The sequence below is a fragment of the Enterobacter adelaidei genome (assembly GCF_041937165.1).
GTDB lineage: Bacteria > Pseudomonadota > Gammaproteobacteria > Enterobacterales > Enterobacteriaceae > Enterobacter > Enterobacter adelaidei.
In genome coordinates, this window is sequence record NZ_CP154353.1 from 3,406,902 (window position 1) to 3,432,469 (window position 25,568).

Below are 25,568 nucleotides of genomic sequence, written 5' to 3' on the forward strand. Positions count from 1 at the left end.
GTCAGTTCTTTATTTCAGTACATTCCGGATAGTCGACGGATGAGAGAGCACTCAGGCGTTGCCCCGTAATCTGCAGAACGCGCAGTAGAAGCATAATGCCGCGGCGGGTATCTGGATCGTTCAGCATCGAGAACACCTGCCGAAGCGAAACATCCCCTTCCCGGTTAATTTGCTCTCCCCATGCCATGCGTAGCGCAGTTCCGCCTTCCCAGCCGACAGTAACAACATCTTCAAAAACGCCGGCCAGTTTTTCTACCATCGCGTTATCGGTCATTTCAAGCAGGTCCGCCACCAGGGCGAGCAAATCAACAAGATTATTCAGGCGATTGCCGGCCATAAGCGGAGCAAGATTTTTCAGCAATTGTTCCTGTTCGCTCATCAGAACATCCCCCTCACGACACCCCAATACAGTCCACGGTTAAAACCGTTTCGCAGCATGCCACCGAGTTTTGTCGCAGGCACCGGCGTCACATCATTGCGATAGTCATATACCAGCGGCATCCCCGCCCAGAGCCCCATCTGCGCGACGGCCTGAACCCGCCCATCGTAATGATTACCGCTTCCGGGTGGTCTGCCATACAGTTCCGCCACAATATTGTCGACAATGATCGGGGCCTGGTTATGGCACGACCCGCCAGCTTTACTGATCGGGAGATCGACGGTATCGCCGATCACATAAACGCCTTCTAACCCGTAGACGCCGAGCGTTTGGTGATCCGTCGGCAACCAGCCTTCTCCATTCTGAATCTCACTGAGCCCCGTATTACGCACCGCTTCTACCGCCCTGATGGGAGGCGTGGCCATCAGGATGTCGAAGTTCTGCGAATCGCCCTCGGCGGAATACGCGATTTTGCTGTCAGGATCGACATGGCTTAAGGTAAAACCGCGCTGGTGCTGTATGCCTTTGGCAGCAAAAATATCCCCCAGCGCCTCCCCAACCGGACGTTGCAGGAACAGACAGTTTCGCAGTAATTGCGCTACGGTCGGATAGGTATAAACAATCTAAACCTGATTACGTACGCCACGCTGACGCAGATAGTCGTCAACCATCAGCGTGGTCTCGATGGGGGCGATCCCACACTGGTGGGGCACATTAGGGGTTTCCGGGAAAGAGACGGTGATAAAGATTCGTCCCTTTTTAATGGTGGCAAGTTTATGGGCTAATTGTCTGGCCGCCGCGTATTGGTAAAAATGATCGCCCACTTCAGCAAGGCCAGGGATTTTTTGAGGGAAAGGTGCGCAGCCAGTAGCAATAACCAGCAGGTCCCAGTCGTAGTGCTTCTTACTGGCGCTGTATAAACGACGTTGTTTAAAATCGAAAGATTCTATTTTATCGGTAATAAATTGAATTTCCGGACTCAGTAATTGCCGCTCAGGCCGGGCCAGCTCATGGTGATGAAAGAGGTTAAACGCGACGTACATAAACGCGGGTTTGTAGTAGTGCACCGGTGATTCGGATATCAGCACCAGTTCTACCTGACCGGCGGCAATTTCTCGTCGTAATTTCCTGGCCAGCAGGTTGGCGACAATCGTCCCTCCCGTGCCGCCACCGACAATCATTATGCGGTTTTTCATTCCGTTATTCGCTCATGGTAGTGAATGGGAATTCACGTAACCAGACCGCTTCACTGTTACGCTCAGCTAAAGCGTAGTAACAGAGCAATATTCCGCAATACAATCCTTAATGAAATATTTAATTTCGGCAATCATGTCATCATTTAAAATATACGCTGCAAAATATAATTTATATCGCTATAACGCAGCCTCTGTCTGTGGTCTCTTTTGCATCATTATTATTCACCAAAGAGCAGCTTTGTGTACTTTTTAGAGACCGCCCCGGAGCGCTGACCGTTGGTGCCATAATAGCGATCTTCACGGCACAGCCTTTCCTTCACATCGCAGAAAATGCCGTTAGCAAAGGTGAATTCGGTCAGATCGACATCGCTCGACGTGAACACCTCGTTTGCAGCAGTCTTCTTGCCGAGATACTTCTCGGTCAGCTCACGGGAAATTCCCTTGTCATTGGCGCATACATATCGGTCGCAGAGCACGCCTGACACTGGCGAATGGAGTTTGGCCGGGGTCCTGGCCTGAGCGGACATGGCGGACACAGCCAGCAGCGCGGCCACAGAGCATGAGAGTATTGTCTTGTTCAAGATGATAACCTCCGTTGGTTAATGAGTGTCGGATTTGTACCGGGCACGATGGAACCATCATGAGGGGCGAAAAAAACCTGGAAGGTTCTGAGTTTCAACAGGAAATGCCCTGTTTAGCTTTTTGTTGGCCTAAACGGTCGTCGAAAGTTCAGGTTGGGGGTAATTGTAAGGGCCCTATTCAGGTGAGTCATGCGATTTTAAAGAGCTGAACTACTATGCTGTAAACGGAGTGGGCTTGTGGGGCGGGTCCGCTCTGAGCGAGGAGCGGACATTAGCAATGAATTATTTATGGTTTTTTTTCATTTCTCCAGCGAGCCAAGCCTTCAGCCGATTTCGCTAACCGAAGTAAAGGTTGTGCAGGAAAGCTTTGCTGACGTTGGATTGTGACAAAGAAGTCAGTGACAACTGAAATGAATGAGGTATCTGCCATATTGTGATTCGATGACAAACTCTTCATGCAGGGAGCCATACCACACTGGTGGGCTAGTGATGAGGCTATAGAACAGTGCATTACCGGTCATTTCATTGAGATCATCTATGAAATTGGCGAGGATATTCTGCTTCAATGAGGATGGCAGAAGCTGCATGTCCTCATGTTCAAAGAACCATATTTTCACTGTTTCCATAACTATTTTTTGAGAACATTCTTTAAGTTGTGGGTGCCAGTATGCGGCCGGAAACTTATTTGTAATGGATGAATGGTACATCGCCAAAGAAGTCAGCATGCTGTCGCTTTTCTCAAGTTTAACTACAAAATAGTCTGATACACGGTTTGCCGCATCATTCATACAACCTACAGCTCGCATAAACCCTGTAAGTCGTTCCGCATACTTATCCATTTTTCCTCTTTAAGCTCGTTGACGTAGCTGAATTCATGAACAGGACTTCATTATTGATAGTAATCTTTCAGGACATTACAACATAATTGTAAGTTCACGTGTTAAACAGCATGAGGGAACATTAAATCCTTGAATAGCTCCCGACTGATTAAAACAAGCTGTTTTAACAACTTCCGCTTCTGGCACTCAGCGGACAAGATAGCTGAGCTTAAGGTCCGCTGAGAGCGAAGAGCGGAAGTTTTCACTTATTCTGCGTCTGTACTGGCAATCCCGATTGTAAATTAACATGGTCCAAACAGTGGACTTTCTATTAGCTAGGGCGATAATCAAAGCAATCTTGCATTTACTGCGTATACAAAACAATGGCACTAAAAACGATTTACCGACATTTTCACACTGCTTGGAAGGATACGCCGCATGGACCTTTGAGTGATGTTCAACTTGCCAAGATCGCCCTAAATTGCGGCCGTGATGAAATCGCCGCAATCCACTTCGGTTTGAAACTGTTCAAATCAGAGCTTGCTGGTTGTCCTGATTGGGATTTCGATATGAAATATCAGTTATGGGGATCTATTGATACTTTTGAGCGCTTGCTGAAGCAAATAGAACAAGTACAGCCCTGACTGATGAACACAGTCAAATCAGATTTCGCTATCAGCAACGTCCGCTCTTGGCACAAAGCGGACTCATCGTTCACACACTTCCATAAGATATTGTTAGTAAAACTAGCCTCCACCAGACTCCTTTTCAGCAAACAATTTCTGAATACGCTACGCAAATTAATCAAATTCCCCTGGTTGAGCGATACCTCCCCCCTTAATCTCAAGCCACCCCAACTTAACGTGCTCGAACGCTCTACATGAGCACAATTATCAAGAATATGTAGAAGCTTCATTTCCCCCGCAGTTTCCACATTGTCAACTCACCAACCACTACCTATAATGTTTCCAATCTGGAAACAAGGGGCATGGATGCACGTAGTCTCAAGAGCGCCTTTCGATACGGCGGCCAGACATTTTCCCAATCGATCACTCGCCCTGGACGACCTTTACCCGGTACTAAAAAAGGAACACTCCCCCTCACCAGGCGATATGTGAAAAGCGCTTTCCCAGCCTGGACCGGATGAAAAAACGGGAAAAATGGTGTGTCATAGATGAGGGTGGCGGGCACTTAAGAGTGATGTTTTTTGCTGATTTTGAACGAGGAAAGATCTTCATCAAACACATCAGCACATACGCTGAGTATGACAAGCTCCCGGACCTCTACCGGAGAACGAAAGAATGAATTATGCAGCAGCCATCAAAGCGGCAAACGATCTGACAAACGAGCTTCCCTTCCTGGGCTCAAGCCCGTCGCAACAAGATTACGAGGATGCTCTGGCGATGGTGGAACATCTTATTGAACACGACCCCGATAGCCCGCTGGTAGAGATGCTTACCGCGAAAATCGATAAATACGAAAACGAGTCTCCGGAGTTTGTAGAATTTAACGCGCGTGTTGCCCGCATTCCGTCAGGCGTTGCGTTATTACGAACGTTGATGGATCAGTACCAACTCACTCAGAGCGATTTCGAGAACGAGATTGGCAAAAAGTCTCTGGTGAGTCGGATCCTTAATGGACAGCGCACATTGACCCTGGATCATATGCGTGCGCTGGCGAAGCGTTTCGGTTTGCCGGTAAGTGCGTTTGTGGGGAAGTGAGCGCGAGCAGATTCTGTGCACCCATTCTGCGATAATGAGTGGTTTACATACAAGAACAAAGGAATGCTGATGAAAACGATAGAAGAACTACGAAACGAGCTTCTAAAAATAGGTGAGCAACTAGGGGGAGGCACAAGACCAAATCATTACTTCTTTATCCCTGAGCAACCTGATGGGGTTGCAACTCCCTATCTTGAAATTCATGGGAAAGAATATCATTTTATCATCAGTGAAAGAGGTCTTGAAATACAGCGAAAAGTAACGCTCAGCGACGATGAAATTCTTTATTGGTTTGTGGAGAGTGCCGTGGCGGGGCTGGCCTCAACCTATGCAGCAAAACATTCATCAGAACGGGAATACAGAGAGGTTTATTTCAGAAAGGAATACAGTTTAATGCTCTCAATCAAGCCCGAATGGGCAACAAGAAAGCGCAAAGAAATCACTGAGCTTCTCCATTCGCAAAGAAGCGAACATCGTTAACCCAACCGGCTCGTTACATTTACTGCCCTATTCCCCTCTCTTTTCCAGGTGATTGCCTGCAGCACGCCATCTGATACTCTGGCTGCACTCAAGGGATGACAAGGAAGAGAAATGCTGAATCCTGGATTCGTAACCCGCAAAGCGCTTGCTCAGTGGCAGGATGTCCCCACTTTTTTACCTCAGTTCCAGTTTCATGAAAAACACCGAACGGTCATTCATACTGCGCACCCTATACATATTCTGCCGTTGATTGCCAACTTTGACGTCCGGCAAGATGCTGTGATTCGTCGGTTGATGGCTTTGCGGCAATTACCGCAAAAACTTCTGCGCGATCAGCAGGCTGACTCAATCAGCAACTTTGGTCTGCACAGTTTTACCCTTTTGAAAAACTCCGCATCGGAGCTTTGCTATGGCTTAAGAGGGCAATTCTGGCGTGCAGATTTCGGTCTGAAACGTGCCGGATGCCAGCGCGTTTCAGACGCCTGCCGTGCCGGGCAGCGCGACACTGTTGCTGCGCTACCTGGTAAAGGAACTGGCACCAGGCCAGCATGGACTCAGTACGGAAACGTTCGTCTTTTGCCCGGACAGAAGCACCCGGCTCAGGATGGCAGCTTACTGGCTGGTAATACGGGCGGGCAGCGACTGGATCCGCAGGAGAACGCTGAAAGCGGTTAGGATGAATATCGAGAAGCTGGACTGAAGTGCAACAGAGAACTTTATGGTGTTCAGCGTTAGCACTTTACTTTAAATATTCGTTTCCGGTCTGGAACTGTCGGGAAGAAATGTTTGAGGAACAGTTATTAGCAAAGAGCGGTCCCTGGTAGGGACTTAGAATGAATATCTGTGCTGCGGGAACATCCCCTTAACACAAATTTACTCTAAAAAGTTACCGGCACAGTGTACTTATTTATCAGTCAGTTGCGTTTGTAACATACTTCGTTTAATCTATTGTAAATTATAAAATACTTCAAAGGTCCATATATGGAATTGGGATGCATAAAGTGTGGGGTCAAAATACCTCAGGACAGAGAGTTTTGCGACAGTTGTGAAGATAAAAAATTCAGGAAAATTGGAGGTTTTCTTTTTTTACCTCTTATAGGATTAGTAGTTACTGCTGCTTCCTATCTTTTTGCAATGACAGATGCGTTTAAATTTACGATAGAAAACTATTCGCATCTGAATGCAAATGCAAAAATTTTCTTCATAGTTTCTCTGGTTATTTATATTGGCGAATTTCTTTTTACAGTCACCGTTCTTTCATTTTTCCTAAGAAAGAAGAAATCGCTACCAAAGCTTTACATTTTGTTTTTAATGTCAATCGTGACGACAATGACATTTAATACCTATCTGCTTTACATATTAATTCCTGGCGCTGAAATTGGATATAATGAACTTGTGCCTGTTTTTAGAAACGTAATTACGGCTTTAATTTGGATTCCCTATTTCATAACCTCTATTCGTGTAAAAAGAACGTTTATCCGATAAAAAGCGCGAGTGACTTTATCATTTGATGCTTGCGCATGCAGAGCTCAATTGATCAACGTCCCAACATCAAAACTGAGCGGAGGCTATCACCGTCCGCTCATGATAGAGAAGGTTAGAAAAAGCGGGTAAGGACCGTTTTAAGCGGAGAATTCACATATCACAATAACGGAAGCCATATCCATCCAAGCAAATTTTATGTGGAGATTTATCACTCTGGCAAGTAAATATCAGAGTTGTTAATGCTTTCATACCATTCCATGGCTTTAGCATAATCTTGTGGCACTCCTTTCCCGTAGTAATAAAGATTTCCAATATTTTTTTTAGCATTGGCATTACCGTTACTGGCCGCTTTAAGATACCACTTCATAGCCTGAGCATAATCTTGCGGTATACCCTCTGCTTTTTCATACATGACGCCAATGTTATTTTGAGCTTCAGCATGGTTTTGTTGTGCGGCTTTTAAATACCACTCCATCGCTTTTGAATAATCTTTTTTAACCCCTTGCCCAGAAATATAACAAAATGCCACATTATTTTGGGCTTGAGCATAATTTCGAAGAGCTGATTTCATATAAAATTCAAAAGCTTTATGGTAATCCGTCTCAACACCTAGCCCTTTCGCGTACATAACTCCCATTTTATTTTGCAGTTCAGGACTTATATCATTTTGGTTATTTTTCTTGACAGCGCAAGAAGTTAACACCAAAGTAATAAAAAGCATGCAAGTTATTTTTTCCATTTCTCGTTCCGTTTAGGTTTAAATCAACTTACTCATTCAATAAAAATCATTTATATCAAAATTATCTTATTCTCTAAACATTTATCACGTTGATTAATCAAGGAGGAAGCAAATCGTCGCTCTGCATGTCGGTTAATTGATGTTGTAAATCCAGGCAAAGTGCCCAGTGCTTTTCAACAGGTATCGTAACTCGCGAACGCTTTTCTACAGACAACTGCTGTTCGGTCCAGAGAAAAGGATAGAAAGAATAAACGAGATTACAATTCATTAAAGCCATCTCTTCGCGCCAACCCGTCCAGCGTACATTTTTATAGAATAAATCCAAATCTCCGCAAAGCGCCCAATGCAGAAAACCTGAATAGTGGGTATCGAGGCTCTCCCATTCAAGAGTATCCGGGGCAAGATAATATATCCCGCCGAGATCTTTACCTAATTCTCCCCCGTTAAGTGCAAAAAAACCTCCAGATGCATCATCAGCAATTAATAATGCCTGAAATGTCAGACCAGCAGTTACCAATTGCGTCCATGAAGCTAGACTTCTTGACAGTCTGGTGTGACCAGAGCCTAAAATTCGCAACCAACCATTATCAATGAGTATTCCTCCCGTTTCATATGAAATAGCCCCAAGCGGAGAGAAAGTTGTTATCTGAAGCTGATGTAAATCAGTGCGTGCTTGCGCCAGGTTACAAGGTAAGACTTCATAGCTATTGCTTGCTTCTTGCAGCCATTGTTTCACTGAATGCCAGCCAGATCTCTTTTCATCAATTAATTCAGCTAGTTCCCTCATCCTTTACCCTCATTCAAACTACGCTATTTTACATTATTAATCGGACGCTAAACCGATAACATGAGCATGAAATCAGAGAATTTGGTCGGCAACGGCCATAATGTTCGAAGAGCGGACACGATCACCAACTTCAGCTATTATGGTTTACGAGGTTTTGTTTGAGGTGCTCTTTCCCCTTCAGGTAGAAGCTCGCAAGAAACATCAGTTTTTTCTTATCGCATCATGCCTGATTGGACAGCAATTTCGATTAAAGGAGGAATTAATGTCACATTCATCATCAAAAAGAAAAGTCTTAGACATAGAAGCTCCTCTTGCGCATAGAGCATCACACGTACGGAGTTGCGCAAACCACGTAGCGAATAGATTGGGAATCACCCACAGCGAGCTACTGATGAAGGTTGAGAGTGATACAGGCGCAAGTCTGATATCGCCACTCACAGAAGATGAGTTAATGAATGCGTTTTATTATATGGAAAATCTTTAAGAGCAACAGCTATGAGCGAAAAACGGTCCTTTAATCCATTCTGTATCAGATGCAGGACTAACACTAGCATGTGATAATCAACCGGGGATAGGTCATCGCATCTGGTCAGGTAGTGGCGATGTGATTCTACTTTGTGAGAAATGAACAAAGATATTTGGTGTTAAAAAATGACGAAAATGGACGATGACTTTTTAGAATATGATCTGGACTGGTTTTTATCCAGCCAAGAAGGGTACTTAGCGCATTTTGCAACAGCAGGTCAGGGACCGGTTCCTGAAAGGATCAAGTCATCTGTCGAGGACTATAATTTTATTCTTGATTATATTTACTCACTGGAACCCTTGTCAGAGGTCTATGTGACAGAAGGCAATCTGCCTGCTTTTTCAAATGAAAATCAACGTTCTTCCTATCTGCGCTCATTTGTTGAGATGTCAAGTAAAGGATTGTTCAGCTACAACTATGAACAAGGTGGATATAAATTAATTTCGAAACCAAAAACACCATTGAAATATGAAACATTGCCAAATGAAGTGAAAGGTGTGATTTATGTTGCAGATAGAGAAATTGACTTATAGATATGATGTGCTGATGCGACCTGTGCTCAATTTTTTGACACACAATAGCCATAGAAAGATCCGATCTTGTCACTGCGCGGATCGGCTCGAAGATCGATGTCCGCTGTGAACGAAGAGCGGAAATTGTATTTATGAATGACTTTTACATTGCCAAATAAATTATTATTTGCCGCTTTTTTCTGGTTAATCACGAACACCATCATAATCATTAAGTATTTGCATTAAAATTATTCTTGGTATGTCTTTTGTGGATATTCTGAAACTGGTATTCAGGCGCGAGGCAATCATAGCGGAAGTAATTTTATTATCATCGTAGGCGATGGTCATATGCTTTCCGATATTCTGTCGGGTCATGTCCGACAACCTTTTGCCACATTCATCGGAAAATCTAAAGACTAAATTTTCTGCACCTGTCTCATCCTTCTCTACATAATCAATTGACTTTACACATCCAGAGTCAAACGAAGTTTTCTCATTACCGACCGAAAAAACAAAACTCCCTTTTGCTGCAGTCGATGTCAATGGCACAAGCACCACGAGTAACAACACCCCAAACTTGATTTGCATCTTCTTCTCCTTTTATTTGTTGACCTGCTCCCCATAAATTAACATATCTCAACGTTATCAACGTCTGCTTTTGGCACAGAGCAGATACAGAAGCATGATGTCCGCTGTGAGCGAGGTGCGAACGCTGACCTTTCATCTTTGTACGATTTACGCTCTGGCCTGATCTGACGTATATATCATAGATACAGGAACTCACTGGCATGATCGGAGATGGCATATGCTGATATATAACGTTTTTGGACGGCATATTGGTGTTCAACGTAAGCATGATCGGTGGCTGGTATTTCGTGCTGACCTGACGGAGAGAAAGTTTTCTCGACTCTATGACATCGCTATTCCTGACGATATGACTGAAGGTGAGATTGCCGGCTGGCTGGGTGACATTTTCCATGAAGCCGCAACCGATCGTCATCCAAATGTGGAACGCATCGAATAAGAATTTAATGGATAGCCTTACATTACGCCCGCTCCAGGCACTAACCTGGCATGATGTTGCCAGCCATGGCCCCAAAAAAAGCCCGCAATCCGCGGGCTTAGAATATTTTATAGTCTGTTTGTGCCAGACGTTTAAGGTTGGGAAATCATTCCCACTCAATCGTAGCCGGTGGCTTACCGCTGATGTCATATACCACGCGGGAAATACCGTTAACTTCGTTGATGATGCGGTTAGACACGCGGCCTAAGAAGTCATACGGCAGGTGCGCCCAGTGCGCGGTCATGAAGTCGATGGTTTCTACCGCACGCAGGGAGACAACCCAGTCGTACTTACGGCCATCGCCCATTACCCCTACAGAGCGAACCGGCAGGAACACGGTGAACGCCTGGCTCACTTTGTTGTACAGGTCAGCTTTGTGCAGCTCTTCGATGAAGATCGCGTCCGCGCGACGCAGCAGGTCGCAGTACTCTTTCTTCACTTCACCCAGCACGCGCACGCCCAGACCCGGGCCCGGGAACGGGTGACGGTAGAGCATGTCGTACGGCAGACCCAGTTCCAGACCGATCTTACGCACTTCGTCTTTGAACAGCTCGCGCAGCGGTTCAACCAGACCCATCTTCATCTCTTTCGGCAGGCCGCCCACGTTGTGGTGAGATTTGATGACGTGTGCTTTACCGGTAGCGGATGCGGCAGATTCAATCACGTCAGGGTAGATGGTACCCTGCGCCAGCCATTTCACGTCGTCCAGCTTCAGTGCTTCTTCGTCGAACACTTCCACGAACACACGGCCGATGATTTTACGTTTCGCTTCCGGATCGTTCTCGCCTTTCAGCGCATCCAGGAAGCGCTGCTCGCCTTCCACGTGAACGATGTTCAGACCGAAGTGGTCACCAAACATGTCCATAACCTGCTGGGCTTCGTTCAGACGCAGCAGACCATTGTCCACGAAGACACAGGTCAGGTTTTTGCCGATGGCGCGGTGCAGCAGCATCGCGGTCACGGAGGAGTCCACGCCGCCGGAGAGGCCGAGGATCACTTTGTCATCGCCAACCTGCTGGCGGATACGCTCAACGGCGTCGTCGATGATTTTTGCCGGGGTCCACAGGGCTTCACACTGGCAGATGTCACGCACGAAGCGCTCCAGCATGCGCATACCCTGACGGGTGTGGGTCACTTCCGGGTGGAACTGCACGCCGTAGAAGCGTTTTTCTTCGTTTGCCATGATGGCAAACGGGCAGCTCTCGGTGCTGGCAACGGTCACGAAGTCAGACGGGATGGCGGTGACTTTGTCGCCGTGGCTCATCCACACGTCCAGCAGCGGTTTGCCGTCTGCGGTCAGGGAGTCTTCGATACCGCGCACCAGCGCGCTGTCGGTGACGACTTCAACCTGCGCGTAGCCAAACTCACGTTCGTTAGAACCTTCAACGTGGCCGCCAAGCTGCATTGCCATGGTCTGCATGCCGTAGCAAACGCCGAATACCGGCACGCCAGCTTCGAACACGTACTGCGGTGCGCGCGGGCTGTTCTCTTCGGTAGTACTTTCCGGGCCGCCAGAAAGGATGATGCCGCTTGGATTGAATTCGCGAATCTGTGCTTCCGTGACATCCCACGCCCACAGTTCACAGTAAACGCCCAGTTCACGTACGCGACGCGCCACCAGCTGAGTGTACTGAGAACCAAAGTCCAGGATGAGAATGCGATGTTTATGAATGTTTTCCGTCATTGACGCTAATTCCGAGGCAAGTGAAACAAAAACAGAGCGCCCGGCAGGAGCCGGGCGCGGAAACTTATCAGGAGCCCAGACGGTAGTTCGGGGACTCTTTGGTGATCGTCACGTCGTGAACGTGGCTCTCCTGGATACCCGCACCGCTGATGCGTACGAATTCCGCTTTAGTACGCAGCAGGTCAATGGTACCACAGCCGGTCAGACCCATACAGGAGCGCAGGCCGCCCATCTGCTGGTGAATGATCTCTTTCAGACGGCCTTTATAGGCAACGCGACCTTCAATACCTTCCGGTACCAGTTTGTCAGCGGCGTTATCGGTCTGGAAGTAACGGTCAGAGGAACCTTTGGACATCGCGCCCAGAGAGCCCATACCGCGGTAAGATTTGTAAGAACGGCCCTGGTAGAGTTCGATTTCACCCGGGGATTCTTCGGTACCAGCCAGCATAGAGCCTACCATCACCGCAGCAGCACCTGCGGCAATCGCTTTGGCGATGTCACCAGAGAAGCGGATACCGCCGTCAGCGATAACCGGAATACCGGTGCCTTCCAGCGCTTCAACCGCGTCAGACACTGCAGTGATCTGTGGAACGCCCACGCCGGTGACGATACGGGTAGTACAGATGGAGCCAGGACCGATACCCACTTTCACCGCGCTGCAACCAGCGTCAGCCAGTGCGCGAGCACCTGCGCCCGTTGCCACGTTACCGCCGATGATCTGCAGATCAGGGTATTTAGCACGGGTATCACGAATACGTTGCAGAACGCCTTCAGAGTGGCCGTGAGAGGAGTCAATCAGCAGCACGTCAACGCCCGCAGCAACCAGCGCATCAACACGCTCTTCGTTACCGGCACCCGCGCCAACTGCAGCACCTACGCGCAGACGGCCATGCTCGTCTTTACAGGCGTTAGGTTTACGTTCTGCTTTCTGGAAATCTTTAACGGTGATCATGCCGCGCAGGTGGAAGTTTGCATCCACAACCAGCGCTTTCTCAACGCGTTTTTCGTGCATTTTAGCGAACACGACGTCACGGGCTTCGCCTTCACGAACGGTTACCAGACGCTCTTTCGGTGTCATATAAACACTGACAGGCTGGTTCAGGTCGGTCACGAAACGCACGTCACGACCGGTAATGATACCGACCAGTTCGTTGGCTTCAGTCACAACCGGGTAGCCGGCAAAGCCGTTACGTTCGGTCAGGGCTTTCACTTCGTGCAGGGTGGTGGTTGGCAGAACGGTCTGTGGGTCAGACACGATACCGGATTCATGCTTCTTCACGCGGCGAACTTCTTCTGCCTGACGCTCGATAGACATGTTTTTGTGAATAAAGCCGATGCCACCTTCCTGTGCCAGGGCGATAGCCAGGCGCGCTTCAGTCACGGTGTCCATTGCCGCAGAGAGCATAGGAATGTTCAGGCGAATGGTTTTCGTCAACTGCGTGCTGAGATCGGCAGTATTCGGCAGAACAGTGGAGTGAGCGGGAACAAGGAGGACGTCGTCAAACGTCAGTGCTTCTTTAGCGATACGTAGCATGGGCAATATCTCTGACCTGGGTGGTTAAATATTGCCGTGGCATTATACAGAGCGTAACCGATTGCATCCACACTTTTTTATAAAAAAACCTTGCACTCCCCTCTCAGCAGGTTACTATCGACTGAATAACTTGCTGATTTAGAATTTGATCCCGCTCACATGTTATCCTCTCAAACCCCTTCAATTTTTACCGTTAGCCGCCTTAATCAAACGGTTCGTTTACTGCTTGAGCAGGAAATGGGGCAAGTGTGGATCAGCGGTGAGATCTCAAACTTCACGCAGCCGTCATCCGGTCACTGGTACTTTACGCTAAAAGACGATACCGCCCAGGTGCGCTGCGCGATGTTCCGCAACAGCAACCGTCGCGTGACGTTCCGTCCTCAGCACGGCCAGCAGGTTCTGGTGCGCGCCAATATCACGTTGTATGAGCCGCGCGGCGACTATCAGATTATCGTCGAGAGCATGCAGCCTGCGGGCGAAGGCTTGCTACAGCAGAAGTATGAACAGCTAAAAGCAAAACTCTCGGAAGAGGGGCTGTTCGACCAGCAGTTCAAAAAGCCGCTCCCCTCTCCTGCCCACTGCGTTGGGGTTATCACTTCAAAAACCGGTGCGGCCCTGCACGATATTTTGCACGTGCTTAAGCGTCGTGACCCTTCCCTGCCCGTGATCATCTACCCAACCGCCGTACAGGGTGATGACGCACCGGGCCAGATTGTCCGCGCCATTGAACTGGCGAATGCGCGTCAGGAGTGCGACGTGCTGATAGTCGGACGTGGCGGCGGCTCGCTGGAAGACCTGTGGAGCTTTAACGACGAACGTGTGGCACGGGCGATTTTCGCAAGCCATATCCCTGTCGTGAGCGCCGTCGGGCACGAAACGGACGTCACCATCGCGGATTTTGTTGCGGATTTACGCGCCCCTACGCCGTCCGCAGCAGCGGAAGTGGTGAGCCGCAACCAGCTGGAGCTGCTGCGTCAGCTTCAGAACGGCCAGCAGCGTCTTGAAATGGCGATGGACTACTTCCTCGCAAACCGTACCCGTCGTTTTACCCAGCTTCATCATCGACTGCAGCAGCAGCACCCACAACTGCGACTGGCGCGTCAGCAGACCGTCCTGGAGCGCCTGCGTCAGCGTATGAATTTCGCGCTGGATAACCAGCTCAAGCGCGCGGTGTCGCGTCAGCAGCGCGTCACGCAGCGCCTGAACCAGGGGAACCCGCAGCCGAAAATTTATCGCGCGCAAACGCGGATCCAGCAGCTCGAATATCGTCTGGCAGAGAATATCCGTACGCGGCTGAGCTCAACCCGCGAACGCTTTGGCAATGCGGTGACCCATCTTGAAGCGGTTAGCCCTCTCTCCACGCTGGCGCGCGGCTATAGCGTGACGACGGCGACAGACGGCAAAGTGCTGAAGCAAACTAAACAGGTGAATACCGGTGATGTGCTGACGACACGTCTTTCAGACGGTTGGGTAGAAAGCGAAGTGAAATCAATTAAACCGGTGAAAAAAACGCGCCAGCGTAAAACCGGATAATTCTTCGCCGGTTACTTACTATACTGCTGCTATTCCCTTTTTTAATAAGGAGAGCAGCATGTCCCATCGTCATAGCGTTATTCCCCCTTATATTCTTCGTCGTATTATCGAAAGCGGTTCAGAGCCGCAACAGCGCTGCGCCCGCCAGACCTTAACCCATGTCCAGACGCTGATGGCCCACATGCCGGGAAAACCTGCCGCGCCGCACGTGAATAAAGCCGGACAGCTGGAGCGCGATATTTACGACGCGAAGCAGACCCAGGAACTGCCGGGTTCGCAGGTGCGTTACGAAGGCCAGCCTTCGAACGGTGATGTGGCGGTGGATGAAGCGTACGATTATTTGGGTATTACCCATGATTTCTTCTGGAAAGAATATCAGCGTGACTCACTCGATAATAAAGGGCTTATTTTGACCGGTACCGTGCATTACGGTCGGGAATATCAGAACGCCTTCTGGAACGGTCAGCAGATGGTATTCGGCGACGGTGACGGGGAAATCTTTAACCGCTTTACCATCGCCATCGACGTGGTGGCACACGAGCTGAGCCACGGTGTGACTGAAACCGAAGCCGGGCTTATCTATTTTGAACAGTCTGGCGCGCTGAACGAGTCGCTGTCAGACGTGTTTGGATCCCTGGTCAAACAGTATCATCTGAAGCAAACCGCCGATAAAGCAGACTGGCTCATTGGTGAAGGGCTGCTTGCAAAAGGAATCAATGGTAAAGGGCTGCGTTCGATGTCTGAACCCGGTACTGGCTACGACGATCCGCTGCTCGGCAAAGATCCGCAGCCCGCGCACATGAAAGATTTCATTAAAACGCGCGAGGATAACGGCGGCGTCCACCTGAATTCCGGCATTCCCAACCGGGCATTTTATCTGGCCGCGACGGCGATCGGCGGCTACGCCTGGGAAAAAGCGGGTTATGCCTGGTACGACACAGTTTGCGATCGCAATCTGGCGCAGGATGCGGATTTTGAGGCCTTCGCAAAACTGACGATAGCGCACGGAGAGAAACGCTTCGGTGGCGACGTTGGAGCGGCCATTAAGCAAGCCTGGGAACAGGTGGGAGTGTTGTAAATGCAGGTTCCGGAACTGACGGATGACGCCGTGGTTGAGCTGGCCCGTGAAGGCGGCGTCGCTTTTATTCCTAAGCTGAGCGGCCAGCGTACCATCGCGCTTTCTTCGCTCAATGAGGCTCAGCGCCAGCGCGTGGTGAGCATCCTGGAGCAGGCTTTTCCTCGCGGTCAGCCGCCGGGGCAAGCCTCTTCACCCGGCAGCGGCGACCAGCGCTATTTCCGCATCCAGATTATCTGGACCGGGCAAAATCAGGCGCACTACGCCGATATCATCGTGCTGGTACCGGAGCAGGAGGCGCCCGAGTCGCTGGTCGAGCTGTGGCAGAAAGGCGAAGGCTGCGTGTGCGATTAGCCTTCGGCCTGAACGAACTCCACGCGTTTTTTAGAGATAAGACCGTGGCCGTTCTGGCAGAAATAGTCCACCGCGCCGCAGGCTTTTAATACCTGGAGCGGCTGATGGCATTCCGGGCAACGGGCTTCAAGCGCAATGTCTTTATTACAGCTGTCGCAATGTGCCACCCCGTTCAGGGGCTCAAGCTGTGTCTGGCAATCCGGGCAGGTAATCGTCATGGTGACTCCTTTAGCGCATTCATGTCTGTGATAATTTTACCACGTTGCGTTCAGTGCGGGCCACGCAACTGTTGCTGCAAGGTCAGCAGCAGCGTCACTTCCTCGATCCTGCGGCGCGTGGTGCGACTCACCTCTTGCGGAGCCCGTTCATACAGACTCCTGGCGCCCAGAATATGCTCTGCAAGACAGTGTTCGTAGATTGTGCCGGGAATTTTCCAGCATTGACGGGTCTCGCCATTTATCAGCTCCAGCACATCTTCTGTGCCGTGCCGGTCGTAGCTGATAGTGCCCCCGTCCCTCAAGCAGAACCGTAAACCCTTTTGCCCGCCCGCGGGTCCCGCGTATTTGTTAAGCCAGATATCCACCGGCACGCCGCTGATGCTTCCCTGAAGATGCGCCTCGCCTTCCGCCGTGGTCAGGTCGCCTTTTGCGATTTCGCGACCCAGGCGGTCTTTAGCCGTGACGACCTGCAACGTCATATCGTCATGGCCTCCCAGATAACGCACCGTTTCGCGCAGCATCGCCAGCACGTGCGTACCGATATCCAGAATCACGCCATCAGGATGGCGAAGCGTACGGGTATCCGGCTCGCCCGTGGCAAAGTTAAGCGCAATGGGTTCTCCAGCTACGTTATAGCCACTCGGCTCCTGCAAAAAACCGTCTATTTTGACGATGTCAGAGACATTACCCACCAGCGACCGCTTCACCGTTTCAAGGCGCGCCATCCAGTGGTCGAGCGCCAGCACGCGAGATGCCACACCGGGTTTTGCCAGCAGCGCGTTGAGCTTTTCTATTTGGGGAAGCGTGGCGACTACCGGTTTTTCAACCACAATGCGTGGAACGGGCGAGGCAATCGCCTGCTCCAGCACCTCAAGATGATGCAGCGATGCAGTGGTGATAAACAGGGTATCCAGCGGTATAGCAAGAAGCTCCGCAAGGGAAGTGCAGCGCGTAACGCCTTCAGGGCGCTTTGCGGGAAGAACATCAAACCCGAAACAACGAACCGAGTGACCAAAAAGGTGTCGCAACGCGGGCATATACGCGGTTTCCACTACCGCGCCAAGACCAACAAATCCTAACTGCATAATTTCACCTCAGGGAATACAGTGCCGGGGCGTAACGTCTGCCCCGGCACACTGAGGTTTATCAGGCGTTAGCAGCCGGTTTAGTCTGCGCATTTTCCAGCATACGACGCACTGGAACAATGAGGACGATCAGTACCGCGGCACAAATCAGCAGCGCGACGGAACAGCGAGCAAAGAGATCCGGCAGCATATCCAGCTGGTCGGCCTTCACGTGACCGCCAATCAGGCCCGCAGCCAGGTTCCCCAGGGCACTGGCGCAGAACCACAAGCCCATCATCTGACCACGCATTCTCTCTGGCGCCAGCAATGTCATGGTCGCCAGGCCAATCGGGCTCAGGCACAGTTCGCCGAGCGTCAGCATCAGGATACTGCCCACCAGCCAGAACGGCGACACACCCGCGCCACCATTACTCAGCACGTTTTCTGCCGCCAGCATCATCAGGCCAAAACCTGCCGCAGCACACAGAATACCGATAACAAACTTGGTGATACTGCTCGGACGAATGTTCATGCTCGCAAGCTTCGGCCATGCCCAGCTAAATACCGGTGCCAGCAGGATGATGAACAGGGCGTTAATTGACTGGAACCACACCGCCGGGATTTCGAAATCACCGATCATGCGGTTAGTGTAGTCGTTGGCGAACAGGTTGAACGAGGTTGGCTTCTGCTCAAACGCAGACCAGAAGAAGGCCGCAGAGATCAGCAGAATAAAACAGACCAGCAGTCTGGCGCGCTCTTTACGGTTCAGGCCTGCAAAAACAAACAGATAAATAAAGTAGAGGGCCACGGACGCCGCAATCACGTAAACCAGCACGCTGGCTACCGCGACCGGGTTAATCACAATCACGCCCTGGGCGATCAGCGTGACGATCGTCGCCACACCTGCGGCCAGCGCCAGGAGCCACACGCCCACGCCGTTACGCTTCACAACCGGGCTGTTCCAGGTGGAGTCCAGACCGACTTCGCTGTCATAGCGTTTCATCGCCGGAACGGCAAACACGCGGAAGATAATCAGCGCGACCAGCATCCCGATACCGCCAATACCAAAGCCCCAGTGCCAGCCGTGGGTTTTGATCAGCCAGCCGGAAATCAGTGGCGCGATGAACGAGCCCATGTTGATGCCCATGTAGAACAGCGAGAATCCGCCGTCACGACGCGCGTCACCTTTTTTGTACAGGGTACCGACCATCACCGAGATACAGGTTTTGAACAGACCAGAGCCGAGCACGATGAACATCAGGCCGATGAAGAACAGGTTATCGCCCATGATGGCCGACAGCGCGATCGACAGGTGACCGAGCGCAATCAGAATCGAACCGTACCAGACGGCTCTCTGCTGGCCGAGCCAGTTATCGGCCAGCCAGCCACCCGGCAGTGCGGCCAGATACATGGTCCCGGCAAAGATACCGACAATCGCCGAGGCGTTTTCGCGCGCCAGCCCCATCCCGCCGTCATAGACGGTGGCGGCCATAAACAGGATCAGTAGCGGGCGAATGCCGTAAAACGAGAAGCGCTCCCACATCTCGGTGAAGAACAGAGAACCGAGCGGATACGGATGGCCGAAGAACGTTCGGCTTTCTTTTTGATTAACAGAGGATTGCATAATTCTCCCGAAAGGTATGTCGTCGTGCTTGTAAACACCAGCAAGTACGCCGGTCAGTTACGTATCTGACCGATTTTTTACATGCGGCGAAAAGTTAGTTAACCATTTGATAACCAGGCGCTAGTTTTGTCTAGTACCGGACCCCGGACTTTAAGATGAAAATTCGACTATTGTCTACTTTCTTAGATTTAAACTTGGTTAAAAGTGAATAGTGATTGACTTCACACAGAGAAAACCGACGGTATGATTGAGCGAAAAAAAAGCCCGCGATAAACGCGGGCTTTGGTGAGATCGGCAATGATTATTTGCTTTTCTTAATGTGTTTAATCAAACGCTTACGCTTACGCATCTGGTTTGGCGTCAGGGTGTTACGCTTGTTGGCGAACGGGTTTTCCCCTTCCTTAAACTGGATGCGGATAGGCGTGCCCATCACGTCAAGCGATTTACGGAAGTAGTTCATCAGATAGCGCTTGTAGGAGTCCGGCAGGTCTTTCACCTGGTTGCCGTGAATCACCACGATTGGTGGATTATAACCCCCTGCGTGGGCATATTTCAGCTTCACGCGACGACCGCGCACCAGCGGCGGCTGATGGTCTTCTGCAGCCATGTTCATGATGCGAGTCAGCATGGCGGTACTCTGACGACGGGTGGAGCTGTCATACGCTTCACGCACCGATTCGAACAGGTTGCCCACGCCGCTGCCGTGCAGCGCGGAGATGAAGTGCACGCGAGCAAAGTCGATGAAGCCCAGACGGAAGTCGAGGGTCTCTTTCACCTGTTCTCTCACTTCATTGCTCAGGCCATCCCATTTGTTGACCACAATAACCAGTGAGCGCCCACTATTGAGGATAAAGCCGAGCAGAGAGAGATCCTGATCGGAGATACCTTCGCGAGCGTCAATAACCAGCAGCACCACGTTGGCATCTTCAATCGCCTGCAGGGTTTTGATAACGGAGAATTTTTCCACCACATCGGTGATTTTCCCGCGTTTACGTACCCCTGCGGTGTCGATGAGGACATACTCACGCTCATCACGCTGCATTGGGATGTAGATACTGTCACGGGTGGTGCCCGGCATGTCGTAAACGACCACGCGTTCTTCACCCAGGATACGGTTAGTAAGTGTAGACTTACCTACGTTTGGACGACCCACGATAGCCAGCTTGATCGGCAGATCCTGCGGGTTGAAGTCGTCTTCAGGCTCTTCTTCTTCGCCCTCTTCTCCGTCTTCAAACTGCGCCCAGTATTCGGCGTCTTCGTCCACCTCTTCTGACGGGTTAACTTCGTCGACCCACGGCAGCAGAACGGTTTCCAGCAGGCTGGTTACGCCACGGCCATGCGATGCCGCGATAGGGTAGATTTCACCCAGGCCCAGAGACCAGAAATCCGCGATTGCCTGATCGGCATCGATGCCGTCAGTTTTGTTCGCCACCAGGAAGGTCGGCTTTTCGCGTGAACGCAGGTGTTTGGCGATCGCGGAGTCCGCTGGCATCAGGCCAGCACGGGCATCCACCATGAACAGCACCACATCGGCCTCTTCAATTGCCAGCAGCGACTGCTCTGCCATGCGGGTTTCAACACCATCTTCAGTTCCGTCAATACCACCGGTATCAATACAGATGAACTCGCGTCCTTCTACTTCTGCACGACCGTACTTACGGTCACGCGTCAGCCCCGGGAAATCCGCAACCAGCGCATCACGGGTGCGTGTTAAACGGTTAAAAAGAGTGGATTTTCCAACGTTAGGGCGCCCGACAAGCGCGACCACAGGTACCATGTTTGAAGCCTCATAAAATTCAAAATAACGTCGCTTTCGCGGCGTTTTTAAAAATGTCAAAACGGCTCCTGAATGAACAGGAGCCGTTTAGTATACTACAACCGCCGAGTAATTAACGCGTGATCGCGTACAGCGTGCCGTCTTTTGCCTGAATCAGCAGTTTACCATCGGCCACAACCGGATCGGTCAGGAAACCAGAGCTGTCGACTTTTTGCTGTGCAACAAAGCGACCATTTTCTGGATCAATCCAGTGCATATACCCTTCGCTGTCACCAACCACCAGGCTACCGTTGTACAGCGCTGGCGCGGTCAGCAGACGGTGCAGCAGATCGCTTTGCGTCCACAGCGTCACGCCACCTTCGGTGCTCAGCGCCAGCAGACGGTCGTTCTGGTCAACCATATAGATGCGGTTACCCTCAACGATGAAATCATTCACCGAGCCCAGCTCACGTTTCCACATGATCTGACCGCTGCGCAGATCCAGCGCAGTCAGGTTACCGTTATAGGCCAGCGCGTAAACCACACCGTTAACGATAACCGGCGTTGTGTCGACGTCGCTCAGACGGTCAATTTCCGTTGAGCCCGTAGCCTGAGAGATACGCTGCTGCCAGATCATCTGGCCTTGCTGCATCAGCACTGCGCTCACGCGACCGTTGTCACCGCCGACAATGGCAGCACCAAACGCGGTAGCCGGTGCGGATTCGCCGCGCAGAGAAAGCGCTGGCATATCCAGGTTAACGGTCCATTTCACCAGTCCGTCCGCTTCGTTCAGCGCCTGCAGCTGACCGTTGCTGGTATGAATCAGCACCAGGCCGTCACTCACCACCGGACGAGACAGGGATTCACCCGCCACGGTCGTTTGCCAGGCAATGGAACCGTCGCTGCTGTTCAGGGCATAAACCTGTGCTTTTTCGCTGCCCACGTAGACATGACCACCGGCAACCGTCAGGCCACCAGACAGCAGTGCAGGTTTACGGGAGAACCAGCCGTCTTTTTCCGCCAGGTTAATCGACCACACTTCTTTTCCGTCATCAGCGTTCAACGCTTTCACGGTACCTTTGCGGTCAGCCGCATAGATTACGCTGTCGGCAAAGGCCGGATGAAGGTTGGAATAGAAATCACCAATCCCATCACCCACGGAGGTGCTCCACGCAGTGGATGGGGTAAACTGGTTTTCAACCGTCGGCAGTGGGGACATTTTCACAACGTCTTCTTCGCCACTGAACAGTGAACAACCACTCAATAACGTAACAGAAAGCAGTCCTGGCAGAAGTAATTTACGCAATTGCATCGGGTCCCTCTCAGACGGACAAATTATTTATTTTCATCTGCATCATTTCGCTCAGCGCAGGTGATGCCTGACTATCCACGCCAGCTTGCCACGCTTTACGCGCGCCCGCTTTGTCACCTTTGCTCAGCAGTGCTTCACCGCGCAGATCGGCAACGATGGCAGCAAAACCCTCACCTTTGATGGTATCGAGCGTTTTCAGCGCGTCGTCAGCTTTTTTCTGCTGAACCTGGATACGTGCCAGACGAAGGTTGATAACCGCTTTCAGGTTTTCATCGCTGGCGGCCGCAAGGCCCTGAGACAGCTGAGCAGCCGCTTTATCCAGTTCGTTCTTATCAACGTACTGCTGTGCTACTTCCAGTGCAGCCAGTGCACCGTAGGTGTTTTTGTTATCAGCCGCAAACTTTTCGGCTGCCGTCAGCGTTTGTGGCTGATCGGCTCGAATTGCGCTCACGGTATTTTCATAGGACAGGGACGCGCCACGCGCGGAATCCGCCTGATGATTGTTCCAGTAACGCCAGCCTATCAGCGCACCGACACCTAAAATTACCCCAACAACCAGCGCTTTGCCGTTTTCAGCAAAGAAGCGTTTAATCGCGTCGACCTGATCGTGTTCGTTCTCGTAAATTTCCACGCAGTCCTTCTCCTTAGCCTAATAGAGTGCGCAAGTGCGCCGCAACGCCGTCCTGCGTTACCGTTGTCTGCTCACCAGAGCGCAGGTCTTTCACTACTACTTCGCCGTTAGCCACTTCGGACTCGCCCAGCACCAGTGCAATACTTGCGCCCCACTTATCGGCACGAGCAAACTGTTTTTTAAAGTTGCCGCCGCCGTGGTTGGTCATCAGCTTAACCTCCGGCAGTGCATCGCGCACGCGTTCAGCAAGCTGCATCGCCGCAGACTGCGTATCCGCACCTGAGGCCACCAGGTATATATCGACAACGGAATCTGCTTTAAATTCCGGATTAACTGCCTGAACCAGCAAAACAAGTCGTTCAAGACCCATCGCGAAGCCAACCGCAGGGGCTGCACGGCCACCTAACTGCTCTACCAGACCATCATAACGACCGCCCGCACACACGGTGCCCTGCGAACCAAGGCTTGAGGTAACCCACTCGAATACAGTGCGGTTGTAATAGTCCAGACCGCGCACCAGGCGCTGGTTAACGGTGTAAGCGATACCTGCCGCTTCAAGCAGCTTGCACAGGCCCGCGAAGTGTTCGCGAGACTCTTCATCCAGGTAGTCACCCAGCGCAGGCGCATCGTTCAGCAGCGCCTGAACATCTGCGTTTTTGGAATCCAGAACGCGCAGCGGGTTGCTGTACATACGACGTTTGCAGTCTTCGTCCAGCTTCTCTTTATGCTGTTCCAGGAATGCCACCAGCGCGTCACGGTAGTTTGCGCGTGCTTCCAGAGAGCCGATTGAGTTCAGCTCCAGCGAAACGTGCTCAGAAATCCCCAGCGCGCGCCACCAGCGAGCGGTCAGCATAATCAGCTCAGCGTCAATATCCGGCCCCTGCAGGCCAAAAACTTCCACACCCAGCTGGTTGAACTGGCGATAACGACCTTTCTGGGGACGTTCGTGGCGGAACATCGGGCCGATATACCACAGGCGTTGCTCCTGATTGTACAGAAGACCATGTTCGATGCCGGCGCGTACGCAGCCCGCCGTCCCTTCCGGACGCAGGGTCAGGCTGTCGCCGTTACGGTCCTCAAAGGTGTACATCTCTTTTTCAACCACGTCGGTGACTTCGCCGATCGCGCGTTTGAATAACGGGGTCTGCTCTACAATCGGCAAACGGATTTCGCTGTAACCGTAGCTGCCGAGCACCTGCTTCAGTGTGCCTTCAATGCGCTGCCAGATGGCGGTTTCGCCAGGCAGATAATCGTTCATGCCGCGGATGGCTTGAATGTTTTTTGCCACGTTTATTCTCTTTCTATATACAAAAAAAACCCAAAGAATGGGTTCAATCATACATGGGAAGCTCGCGGCTTCCCATCACGTTATTTTTCAACCTGCTGAACGCTGATACGCTGTGTCTCGTCCATCATGGCCGCTTTGGCACGGATGCGGGCTTCAAGCTGGTCGATCATGTCGCTATTATCCAGACGATCTTTACGAACGCCATCTTCATAGAGACCACTTTTCTTGTTACCGCCGGTCACGCCCAGGGTTGACACCAGCGCTTCACCCGGACCGTTCACCACACAGCCGATGATGGAGACGTCCATCGGGGTGATGATGTCTTCCAGACGCTGTTCCAGAGCATTCACCGTTCCGATCACATCAAACTCCTGACGTGAACAGGTTGGGCAGGCAATGAAGTTGATCCCACGTGCGCGAATACGCAGCGACTTCAGGATATCGAAACCGACCTTGATCTCTTCGACCGGATCGGCCGCCAGAGAGACGCGCAGAGTGTCACCGATCCCTTCGGAGAGCAGCAGCCCCAGACCGATCGCGGATTTTACCGAGCCGCTGCGCAGACCACCTGCTTCGGTGATCCCGAGGTGCAGAGGCTGGTCGATCTGTTTTGCCAGCAGGCGGTAAGACTCCACCGCAAGGAATACGTCGGACGCTTTTACGCTGACTTTGAACTGATCGAAGTTAAGACGATCGAGATGATCGACGTGACGCATCGCGGATTCGAGCAACGCCTGTGGCGTAGGCTCACCGTACTTTTCCTGCAGATCTTTTTCCAGGGAACCGGCATTGACGCCGATACGGATAGGAATATTTTTATCGCGGGCGCAGTCCACTACCATGCGGATACGCTCTTCGTTACCGATATTGCCCGGGTTAATACGCAAGCAGTCGACGCCGTATTCGGCCACTTTCAGGGCAATGCGGTAGTCGAAGTGGATATCAGCCACCAGCGGAACACTGACCTGCTGTTTGATCAGCTTAAACGCCTCAGCGGCGTCCATGGTCGGGACGGAGACGCGAACAATGTCCGCGCCTACACGTTCTAATGCTTTGATTTGATTGACCGTCGCTTCCACATCGGTGGTGCGCGTGTTGGTCATCGACTGAACGGCGATAGGTGCCCCATCGCCGATTGGCACATTCCCAACGTAAATCCGTTTCGATTTTCTACGTTGAATCGGAGCCTGGTTATGCATGAAAAATCT

At 51.1% G+C, this 25,568-nt stretch carries 25 protein-coding genes and 3 pseudogenes; 11 read left to right on the top strand and 17 right to left on the bottom strand.

Features of this window, described 5'->3' with window-relative positions:
- Nucleotide 1: 1 nt before the first annotated feature.
- The 4 genes and pseudogenes from AAHF05_RS16580 to AAHF05_RS16595 form a co-directional block, all read right to left on the bottom strand.
- Entirely contained in the window at nucleotides 2-379 is a 378-nt protein-coding gene (locus AAHF05_RS16580; protein WP_028016106.1) for a DUF1641 domain-containing protein, read from the bottom strand.
- Nucleotides 379-1,575 (bottom strand): annotated as a pseudogene (locus tag AAHF05_RS16585) (NAD(P)/FAD-dependent oxidoreductase). The gene AAHF05_RS16580 and the pseudogene AAHF05_RS16585 overlap by 1 nt, the downstream one beginning before the upstream one ends.
- 218 nt (nucleotides 1,576-1,793) lie before the next feature.
- Entirely contained in the window at nucleotides 1,794-2,156 is a 363-nt protein-coding gene (locus AAHF05_RS16590; RefSeq protein ID WP_332616461.1) for a YcgJ family protein, read from the bottom strand.
- A gap of 395 nt (nucleotides 2,157-2,551) precedes the next feature.
- Nucleotides 2,552-2,995 (bottom strand): hypothetical protein, encoded by a 444-nt coding sequence (locus AAHF05_RS16595; RefSeq protein ID WP_028017579.1) that lies wholly within the window; start codon nucleotides 2,993-2,995, stop codon nucleotides 2,552-2,554.
- Between the two features lie 362 nt (nucleotides 2,996-3,357).
- Here AAHF05_RS16595 and AAHF05_RS16600 point away from each other — a divergent pair, with 362 nt between their 5' ends.
- The 6 genes and pseudogenes from AAHF05_RS16600 to AAHF05_RS16625 all read left to right on the top strand — a co-directional run bounded on the left by AAHF05_RS16600 (nucleotide 3,358) and on the right by AAHF05_RS16625 (nucleotide 6,660).
- On the top strand, nucleotides 3,358-3,618 hold the full coding sequence (locus AAHF05_RS16600; RefSeq protein ID WP_028018433.1) for a hypothetical protein: 261 nt from the start codon (nucleotides 3,358-3,360) through the stop codon (nucleotides 3,616-3,618).
- Between the two features lie 348 nt (nucleotides 3,619-3,966).
- Nucleotides 3,967-4,279 (top strand): annotated as a pseudogene (locus AAHF05_RS16605) (type II toxin-antitoxin system HigB family toxin).
- Nucleotides 4,276-4,695: a type II toxin-antitoxin system HigA family antitoxin gene (locus AAHF05_RS16610; protein WP_129324008.1), complete on the top strand. Its 420-nt coding sequence runs from the start codon at nucleotides 4,276-4,278 to the stop codon at nucleotides 4,693-4,695. The pseudogene AAHF05_RS16605 and the gene AAHF05_RS16610 overlap by 4 nt, the downstream one beginning before the upstream one ends.
- A 69-nt stretch (nucleotides 4,696-4,764) precedes the next feature.
- Complete coding sequence (locus AAHF05_RS16615) at nucleotides 4,765-5,175, top strand: Imm63 family immunity protein (protein ID WP_129324007.1); 411 nt, start codon at nucleotides 4,765-4,767, stop codon at nucleotides 5,173-5,175.
- Between the two features lie 111 nt (nucleotides 5,176-5,286).
- Nucleotides 5,287-5,875 (top strand): annotated as a pseudogene (locus AAHF05_RS16620) (hypothetical protein).
- 281 nt (nucleotides 5,876-6,156) lie between these two features.
- On the top strand, nucleotides 6,157-6,660 hold the full coding sequence (locus tag AAHF05_RS16625) for a DUF2569 domain-containing protein (protein ID WP_129324006.1): 504 nt from the start codon (nucleotides 6,157-6,159) through the stop codon (nucleotides 6,658-6,660).
- A gap of 208 nt (nucleotides 6,661-6,868) precedes the next feature.
- Here the strand turns inward: AAHF05_RS16625 and AAHF05_RS16630 are convergent, their stop codons facing one another.
- The gene (locus AAHF05_RS16630) at nucleotides 6,869-7,399 is read right to left on the bottom strand and encodes a tetratricopeptide repeat protein (RefSeq protein WP_129324005.1); all 531 of its coding nucleotides are present in this window, start codon (nucleotides 7,397-7,399) and stop codon (nucleotides 6,869-6,871) included.
- Nucleotides 7,400-7,496: 97 nt separating this feature from the next.
- Nucleotides 7,497-8,186, bottom strand: a complete 690-nt coding sequence (locus AAHF05_RS16635; protein WP_129324004.1) for a DUF2625 domain-containing protein — start codon at nucleotides 8,184-8,186, stop codon at nucleotides 7,497-7,499.
- 651 nt (nucleotides 8,187-8,837) lie between these two features.
- Between AAHF05_RS16635 and AAHF05_RS16640 the strand changes: the two genes are divergently transcribed.
- Nucleotides 8,838-9,245 carry a hypothetical protein gene (locus AAHF05_RS16640; RefSeq protein ID WP_241697871.1) on the top strand — a complete coding sequence of 136 codons (408 nt, stop codon included), beginning with the start codon at nucleotides 8,838-8,840 and terminating at the stop codon, nucleotides 9,243-9,245.
- A gap of 183 nt (nucleotides 9,246-9,428) precedes the next feature.
- On the opposite strand, the gene AAHF05_RS16645 is transcribed toward AAHF05_RS16640, so the two are convergent.
- Nucleotides 9,429-9,812, bottom strand: a complete 384-nt coding sequence (locus AAHF05_RS16645; protein ID WP_129324002.1) for an Insecticidal toxin complex protein tccz — start codon at nucleotides 9,810-9,812, stop codon at nucleotides 9,429-9,431.
- Nucleotides 9,813-10,029: 217 nt separating this feature from the next.
- Between AAHF05_RS16645 and AAHF05_RS16650 the strand changes: the two genes are divergently transcribed.
- Nucleotides 10,030-10,248: a hypothetical protein gene (locus tag AAHF05_RS16650; RefSeq protein ID WP_032648750.1), complete on the top strand. Its 219-nt coding sequence runs from the start codon at nucleotides 10,030-10,032 to the stop codon at nucleotides 10,246-10,248.
- A 145-nt stretch (nucleotides 10,249-10,393) separates the two neighbouring features.
- Here the strand turns inward: AAHF05_RS16650 and guaA are convergent, their stop codons facing one another.
- On the bottom strand, nucleotides 10,394-11,971 hold the full coding sequence (guaA, locus tag AAHF05_RS16655; protein WP_024908661.1) for a glutamine-hydrolyzing GMP synthase: 1,578 nt from the start codon (nucleotides 11,969-11,971) through the stop codon (nucleotides 10,394-10,396).
- Nucleotides 11,972-12,038: 67 nt separating this feature from the next.
- The gene (guaB, locus tag AAHF05_RS16660; protein ID WP_028016101.1) at nucleotides 12,039-13,505 is read right to left on the bottom strand and encodes an IMP dehydrogenase; all 1,467 of its coding nucleotides are present in this window, start codon (nucleotides 13,503-13,505) and stop codon (nucleotides 12,039-12,041) included.
- A gap of 159 nt (nucleotides 13,506-13,664) precedes the next feature.
- Between guaB and xseA the strand changes: the two genes are divergently transcribed.
- The 3 genes from xseA to AAHF05_RS16675 are packed head-to-tail and all read left to right on the top strand — an operon-like array spanning nucleotide 13,665 to nucleotide 16,467.
- On the top strand, nucleotides 13,665-15,038 hold the full coding sequence (gene xseA, locus AAHF05_RS16665; protein WP_129324000.1) for an exodeoxyribonuclease VII large subunit: 1,374 nt from the start codon (nucleotides 13,665-13,667) through the stop codon (nucleotides 15,036-15,038).
- Between the two features lie 58 nt (nucleotides 15,039-15,096).
- The gene (locus AAHF05_RS16670) at nucleotides 15,097-16,116 is read left to right on the top strand and encodes a M4 family metallopeptidase (protein WP_129323999.1); all 1,020 of its coding nucleotides are present in this window, start codon (nucleotides 15,097-15,099) and stop codon (nucleotides 16,114-16,116) included.
- Complete coding sequence (locus AAHF05_RS16675) at nucleotides 16,117-16,467, top strand: protealysin inhibitor emfourin (RefSeq protein ID WP_114977518.1); 351 nt, start codon at nucleotides 16,117-16,119, stop codon at nucleotides 16,465-16,467. It begins immediately after the preceding gene.
- Here AAHF05_RS16675 and AAHF05_RS16680 read toward each other — a convergent pair.
- The 8 genes from AAHF05_RS16680 to ispG form a co-directional block, all read right to left on the bottom strand.
- A complete protein-coding gene (locus tag AAHF05_RS16680; RefSeq protein ID WP_129323998.1) occupies nucleotides 16,464-16,685 on the bottom strand; it encodes a zinc ribbon domain-containing protein in 222 nt (73 codons plus the stop codon). The genes AAHF05_RS16675 and AAHF05_RS16680 overlap by 4 nt on opposite strands.
- A 50-nt stretch (nucleotides 16,686-16,735) precedes the next feature.
- Nucleotides 16,736-17,770 carry a Gfo/Idh/MocA family oxidoreductase gene (locus AAHF05_RS16685; protein WP_129323997.1) on the bottom strand — a complete coding sequence of 345 codons (1,035 nt, stop codon included), beginning with the start codon at nucleotides 17,768-17,770 and terminating at the stop codon, nucleotides 16,736-16,738.
- 61 nt (nucleotides 17,771-17,831) lie between these two features.
- Nucleotides 17,832-19,373 carry a peptide MFS transporter gene (locus tag AAHF05_RS16690; protein ID WP_028016095.1) on the bottom strand — a complete coding sequence of 514 codons (1,542 nt, stop codon included), beginning with the start codon at nucleotides 19,371-19,373 and terminating at the stop codon, nucleotides 17,832-17,834.
- A gap of 301 nt (nucleotides 19,374-19,674) precedes the next feature.
- Complete coding sequence (gene der, locus AAHF05_RS16695) at nucleotides 19,675-21,150, bottom strand: ribosome biogenesis GTPase Der (protein ID WP_129323996.1); 1,476 nt, start codon at nucleotides 21,148-21,150, stop codon at nucleotides 19,675-19,677.
- A 112-nt stretch (nucleotides 21,151-21,262) separates the two neighbouring features.
- Nucleotides 21,263-22,441 carry an outer membrane protein assembly factor BamB gene (bamB, locus tag AAHF05_RS16700; RefSeq protein WP_129323995.1) on the bottom strand — a complete coding sequence of 393 codons (1,179 nt, stop codon included), beginning with the start codon at nucleotides 22,439-22,441 and terminating at the stop codon, nucleotides 21,263-21,265.
- Between the two features lie 10 nt (nucleotides 22,442-22,451).
- Nucleotides 22,452-23,072, bottom strand: coding sequence for a YfgM family protein (locus AAHF05_RS16705; RefSeq protein WP_028016093.1), 621 nt, complete (start codon nucleotides 23,070-23,072; stop codon nucleotides 22,452-22,454).
- A 13-nt stretch (nucleotides 23,073-23,085) separates the two neighbouring features.
- Nucleotides 23,086-24,360 carry a histidine--tRNA ligase gene (gene hisS / locus AAHF05_RS16710; RefSeq protein WP_108090902.1) on the bottom strand — a complete coding sequence of 425 codons (1,275 nt, stop codon included), beginning with the start codon at nucleotides 24,358-24,360 and terminating at the stop codon, nucleotides 23,086-23,088.
- A gap of 80 nt (nucleotides 24,361-24,440) precedes the next feature.
- A complete protein-coding gene (ispG, locus tag AAHF05_RS16715) occupies nucleotides 24,441-25,559 on the bottom strand; it encodes a flavodoxin-dependent (E)-4-hydroxy-3-methylbut-2-enyl-diphosphate synthase (RefSeq protein ID WP_023308814.1) in 1,119 nt (372 codons plus the stop codon).
- Nucleotides 25,560-25,568 lie beyond the last annotated feature (9 nt).

Coding starts and splice junctions, on each gene's coding strand:
- AAHF05_RS16580 (WP_028016106.1), bottom strand. CDS start 379: ATGAGCGAACAGGAACAATTGCTGAAAAATCTTGCTCCGCTTATGGCC.
- AAHF05_RS16595 (WP_028017579.1), bottom strand. CDS start 2,995: ATGGATAAGTATGCGGAACGACTTACAGGGTTTATGCGAGCTGTAGGT.
- AAHF05_RS16600 (WP_028018433.1), top strand. CDS start 3,358: ATGGCACTAAAAACGATTTACCGACATTTTCACACTGCTTGGAAGGAT.
- AAHF05_RS16610 (WP_129324008.1), top strand. CDS start 4,276: ATGAATTATGCAGCAGCCATCAAAGCGGCAAACGATCTGACAAACGAG.
- AAHF05_RS16615 (WP_129324007.1), top strand. CDS start 4,765: ATGAAAACGATAGAAGAACTACGAAACGAGCTTCTAAAAATAGGTGAG.
- AAHF05_RS16625 (WP_129324006.1), top strand. CDS start 6,157: ATGGAATTGGGATGCATAAAGTGTGGGGTCAAAATACCTCAGGACAGA.
- AAHF05_RS16630 (WP_129324005.1), bottom strand. CDS start 7,399: ATGGAAAAAATAACTTGCATGCTTTTTATTACTTTGGTGTTAACTTCT.
- AAHF05_RS16635 (WP_129324004.1), bottom strand. CDS start 8,186: ATGAGGGAACTAGCTGAATTAATTGATGAAAAGAGATCTGGCTGGCAT.
- AAHF05_RS16640 (WP_241697871.1), top strand. CDS start 8,838: ATGACGAAAATGGACGATGACTTTTTAGAATATGATCTGGACTGGTTT.
- AAHF05_RS16645 (WP_129324002.1), bottom strand. CDS start 9,812: ATGCAAATCAAGTTTGGGGTGTTGTTACTCGTGGTGCTTGTGCCATTG.
- AAHF05_RS16650 (WP_032648750.1), top strand. CDS start 10,030: ATGCTGATATATAACGTTTTTGGACGGCATATTGGTGTTCAACGTAAG.
- guaA (WP_024908661.1), bottom strand. CDS start 11,971: ATGACGGAAAACATTCATAAACATCGCATTCTCATCCTGGACTTTGGT.
- guaB (WP_028016101.1), bottom strand. CDS start 13,505: ATGCTACGTATCGCTAAAGAAGCACTGACGTTTGACGACGTCCTCCTT.
- xseA (WP_129324000.1), top strand. CDS start 13,665: ATGTTATCCTCTCAAACCCCTTCAATTTTTACCGTTAGCCGCCTTAAT.
- AAHF05_RS16670 (WP_129323999.1), top strand. CDS start 15,097: ATGTCCCATCGTCATAGCGTTATTCCCCCTTATATTCTTCGTCGTATT.
- AAHF05_RS16675 (WP_114977518.1), top strand. CDS start 16,117: ATGCAGGTTCCGGAACTGACGGATGACGCCGTGGTTGAGCTGGCCCGT.
- AAHF05_RS16680 (WP_129323998.1), bottom strand. CDS start 16,685: ATGACGATTACCTGCCCGGATTGCCAGACACAGCTTGAGCCCCTGAAC.
- AAHF05_RS16685 (WP_129323997.1), bottom strand. CDS start 17,770: ATGCAGTTAGGATTTGTTGGTCTTGGCGCGGTAGTGGAAACCGCGTAT.
- AAHF05_RS16690 (WP_028016095.1), bottom strand. CDS start 19,373: ATGCAATCCTCTGTTAATCAAAAAGAAAGCCGAACGTTCTTCGGCCAT.
- der (WP_129323996.1), bottom strand. CDS start 21,150: ATGGTACCTGTGGTCGCGCTTGTCGGGCGCCCTAACGTTGGAAAATCC.
- bamB (WP_129323995.1), bottom strand. CDS start 22,441: ATGCAATTGCGTAAATTACTTCTGCCAGGACTGCTTTCTGTTACGTTA.
- ispG (WP_023308814.1), bottom strand. CDS start 25,559: ATGCATAACCAGGCTCCGATTCAACGTAGAAAATCGAAACGGATTTAC.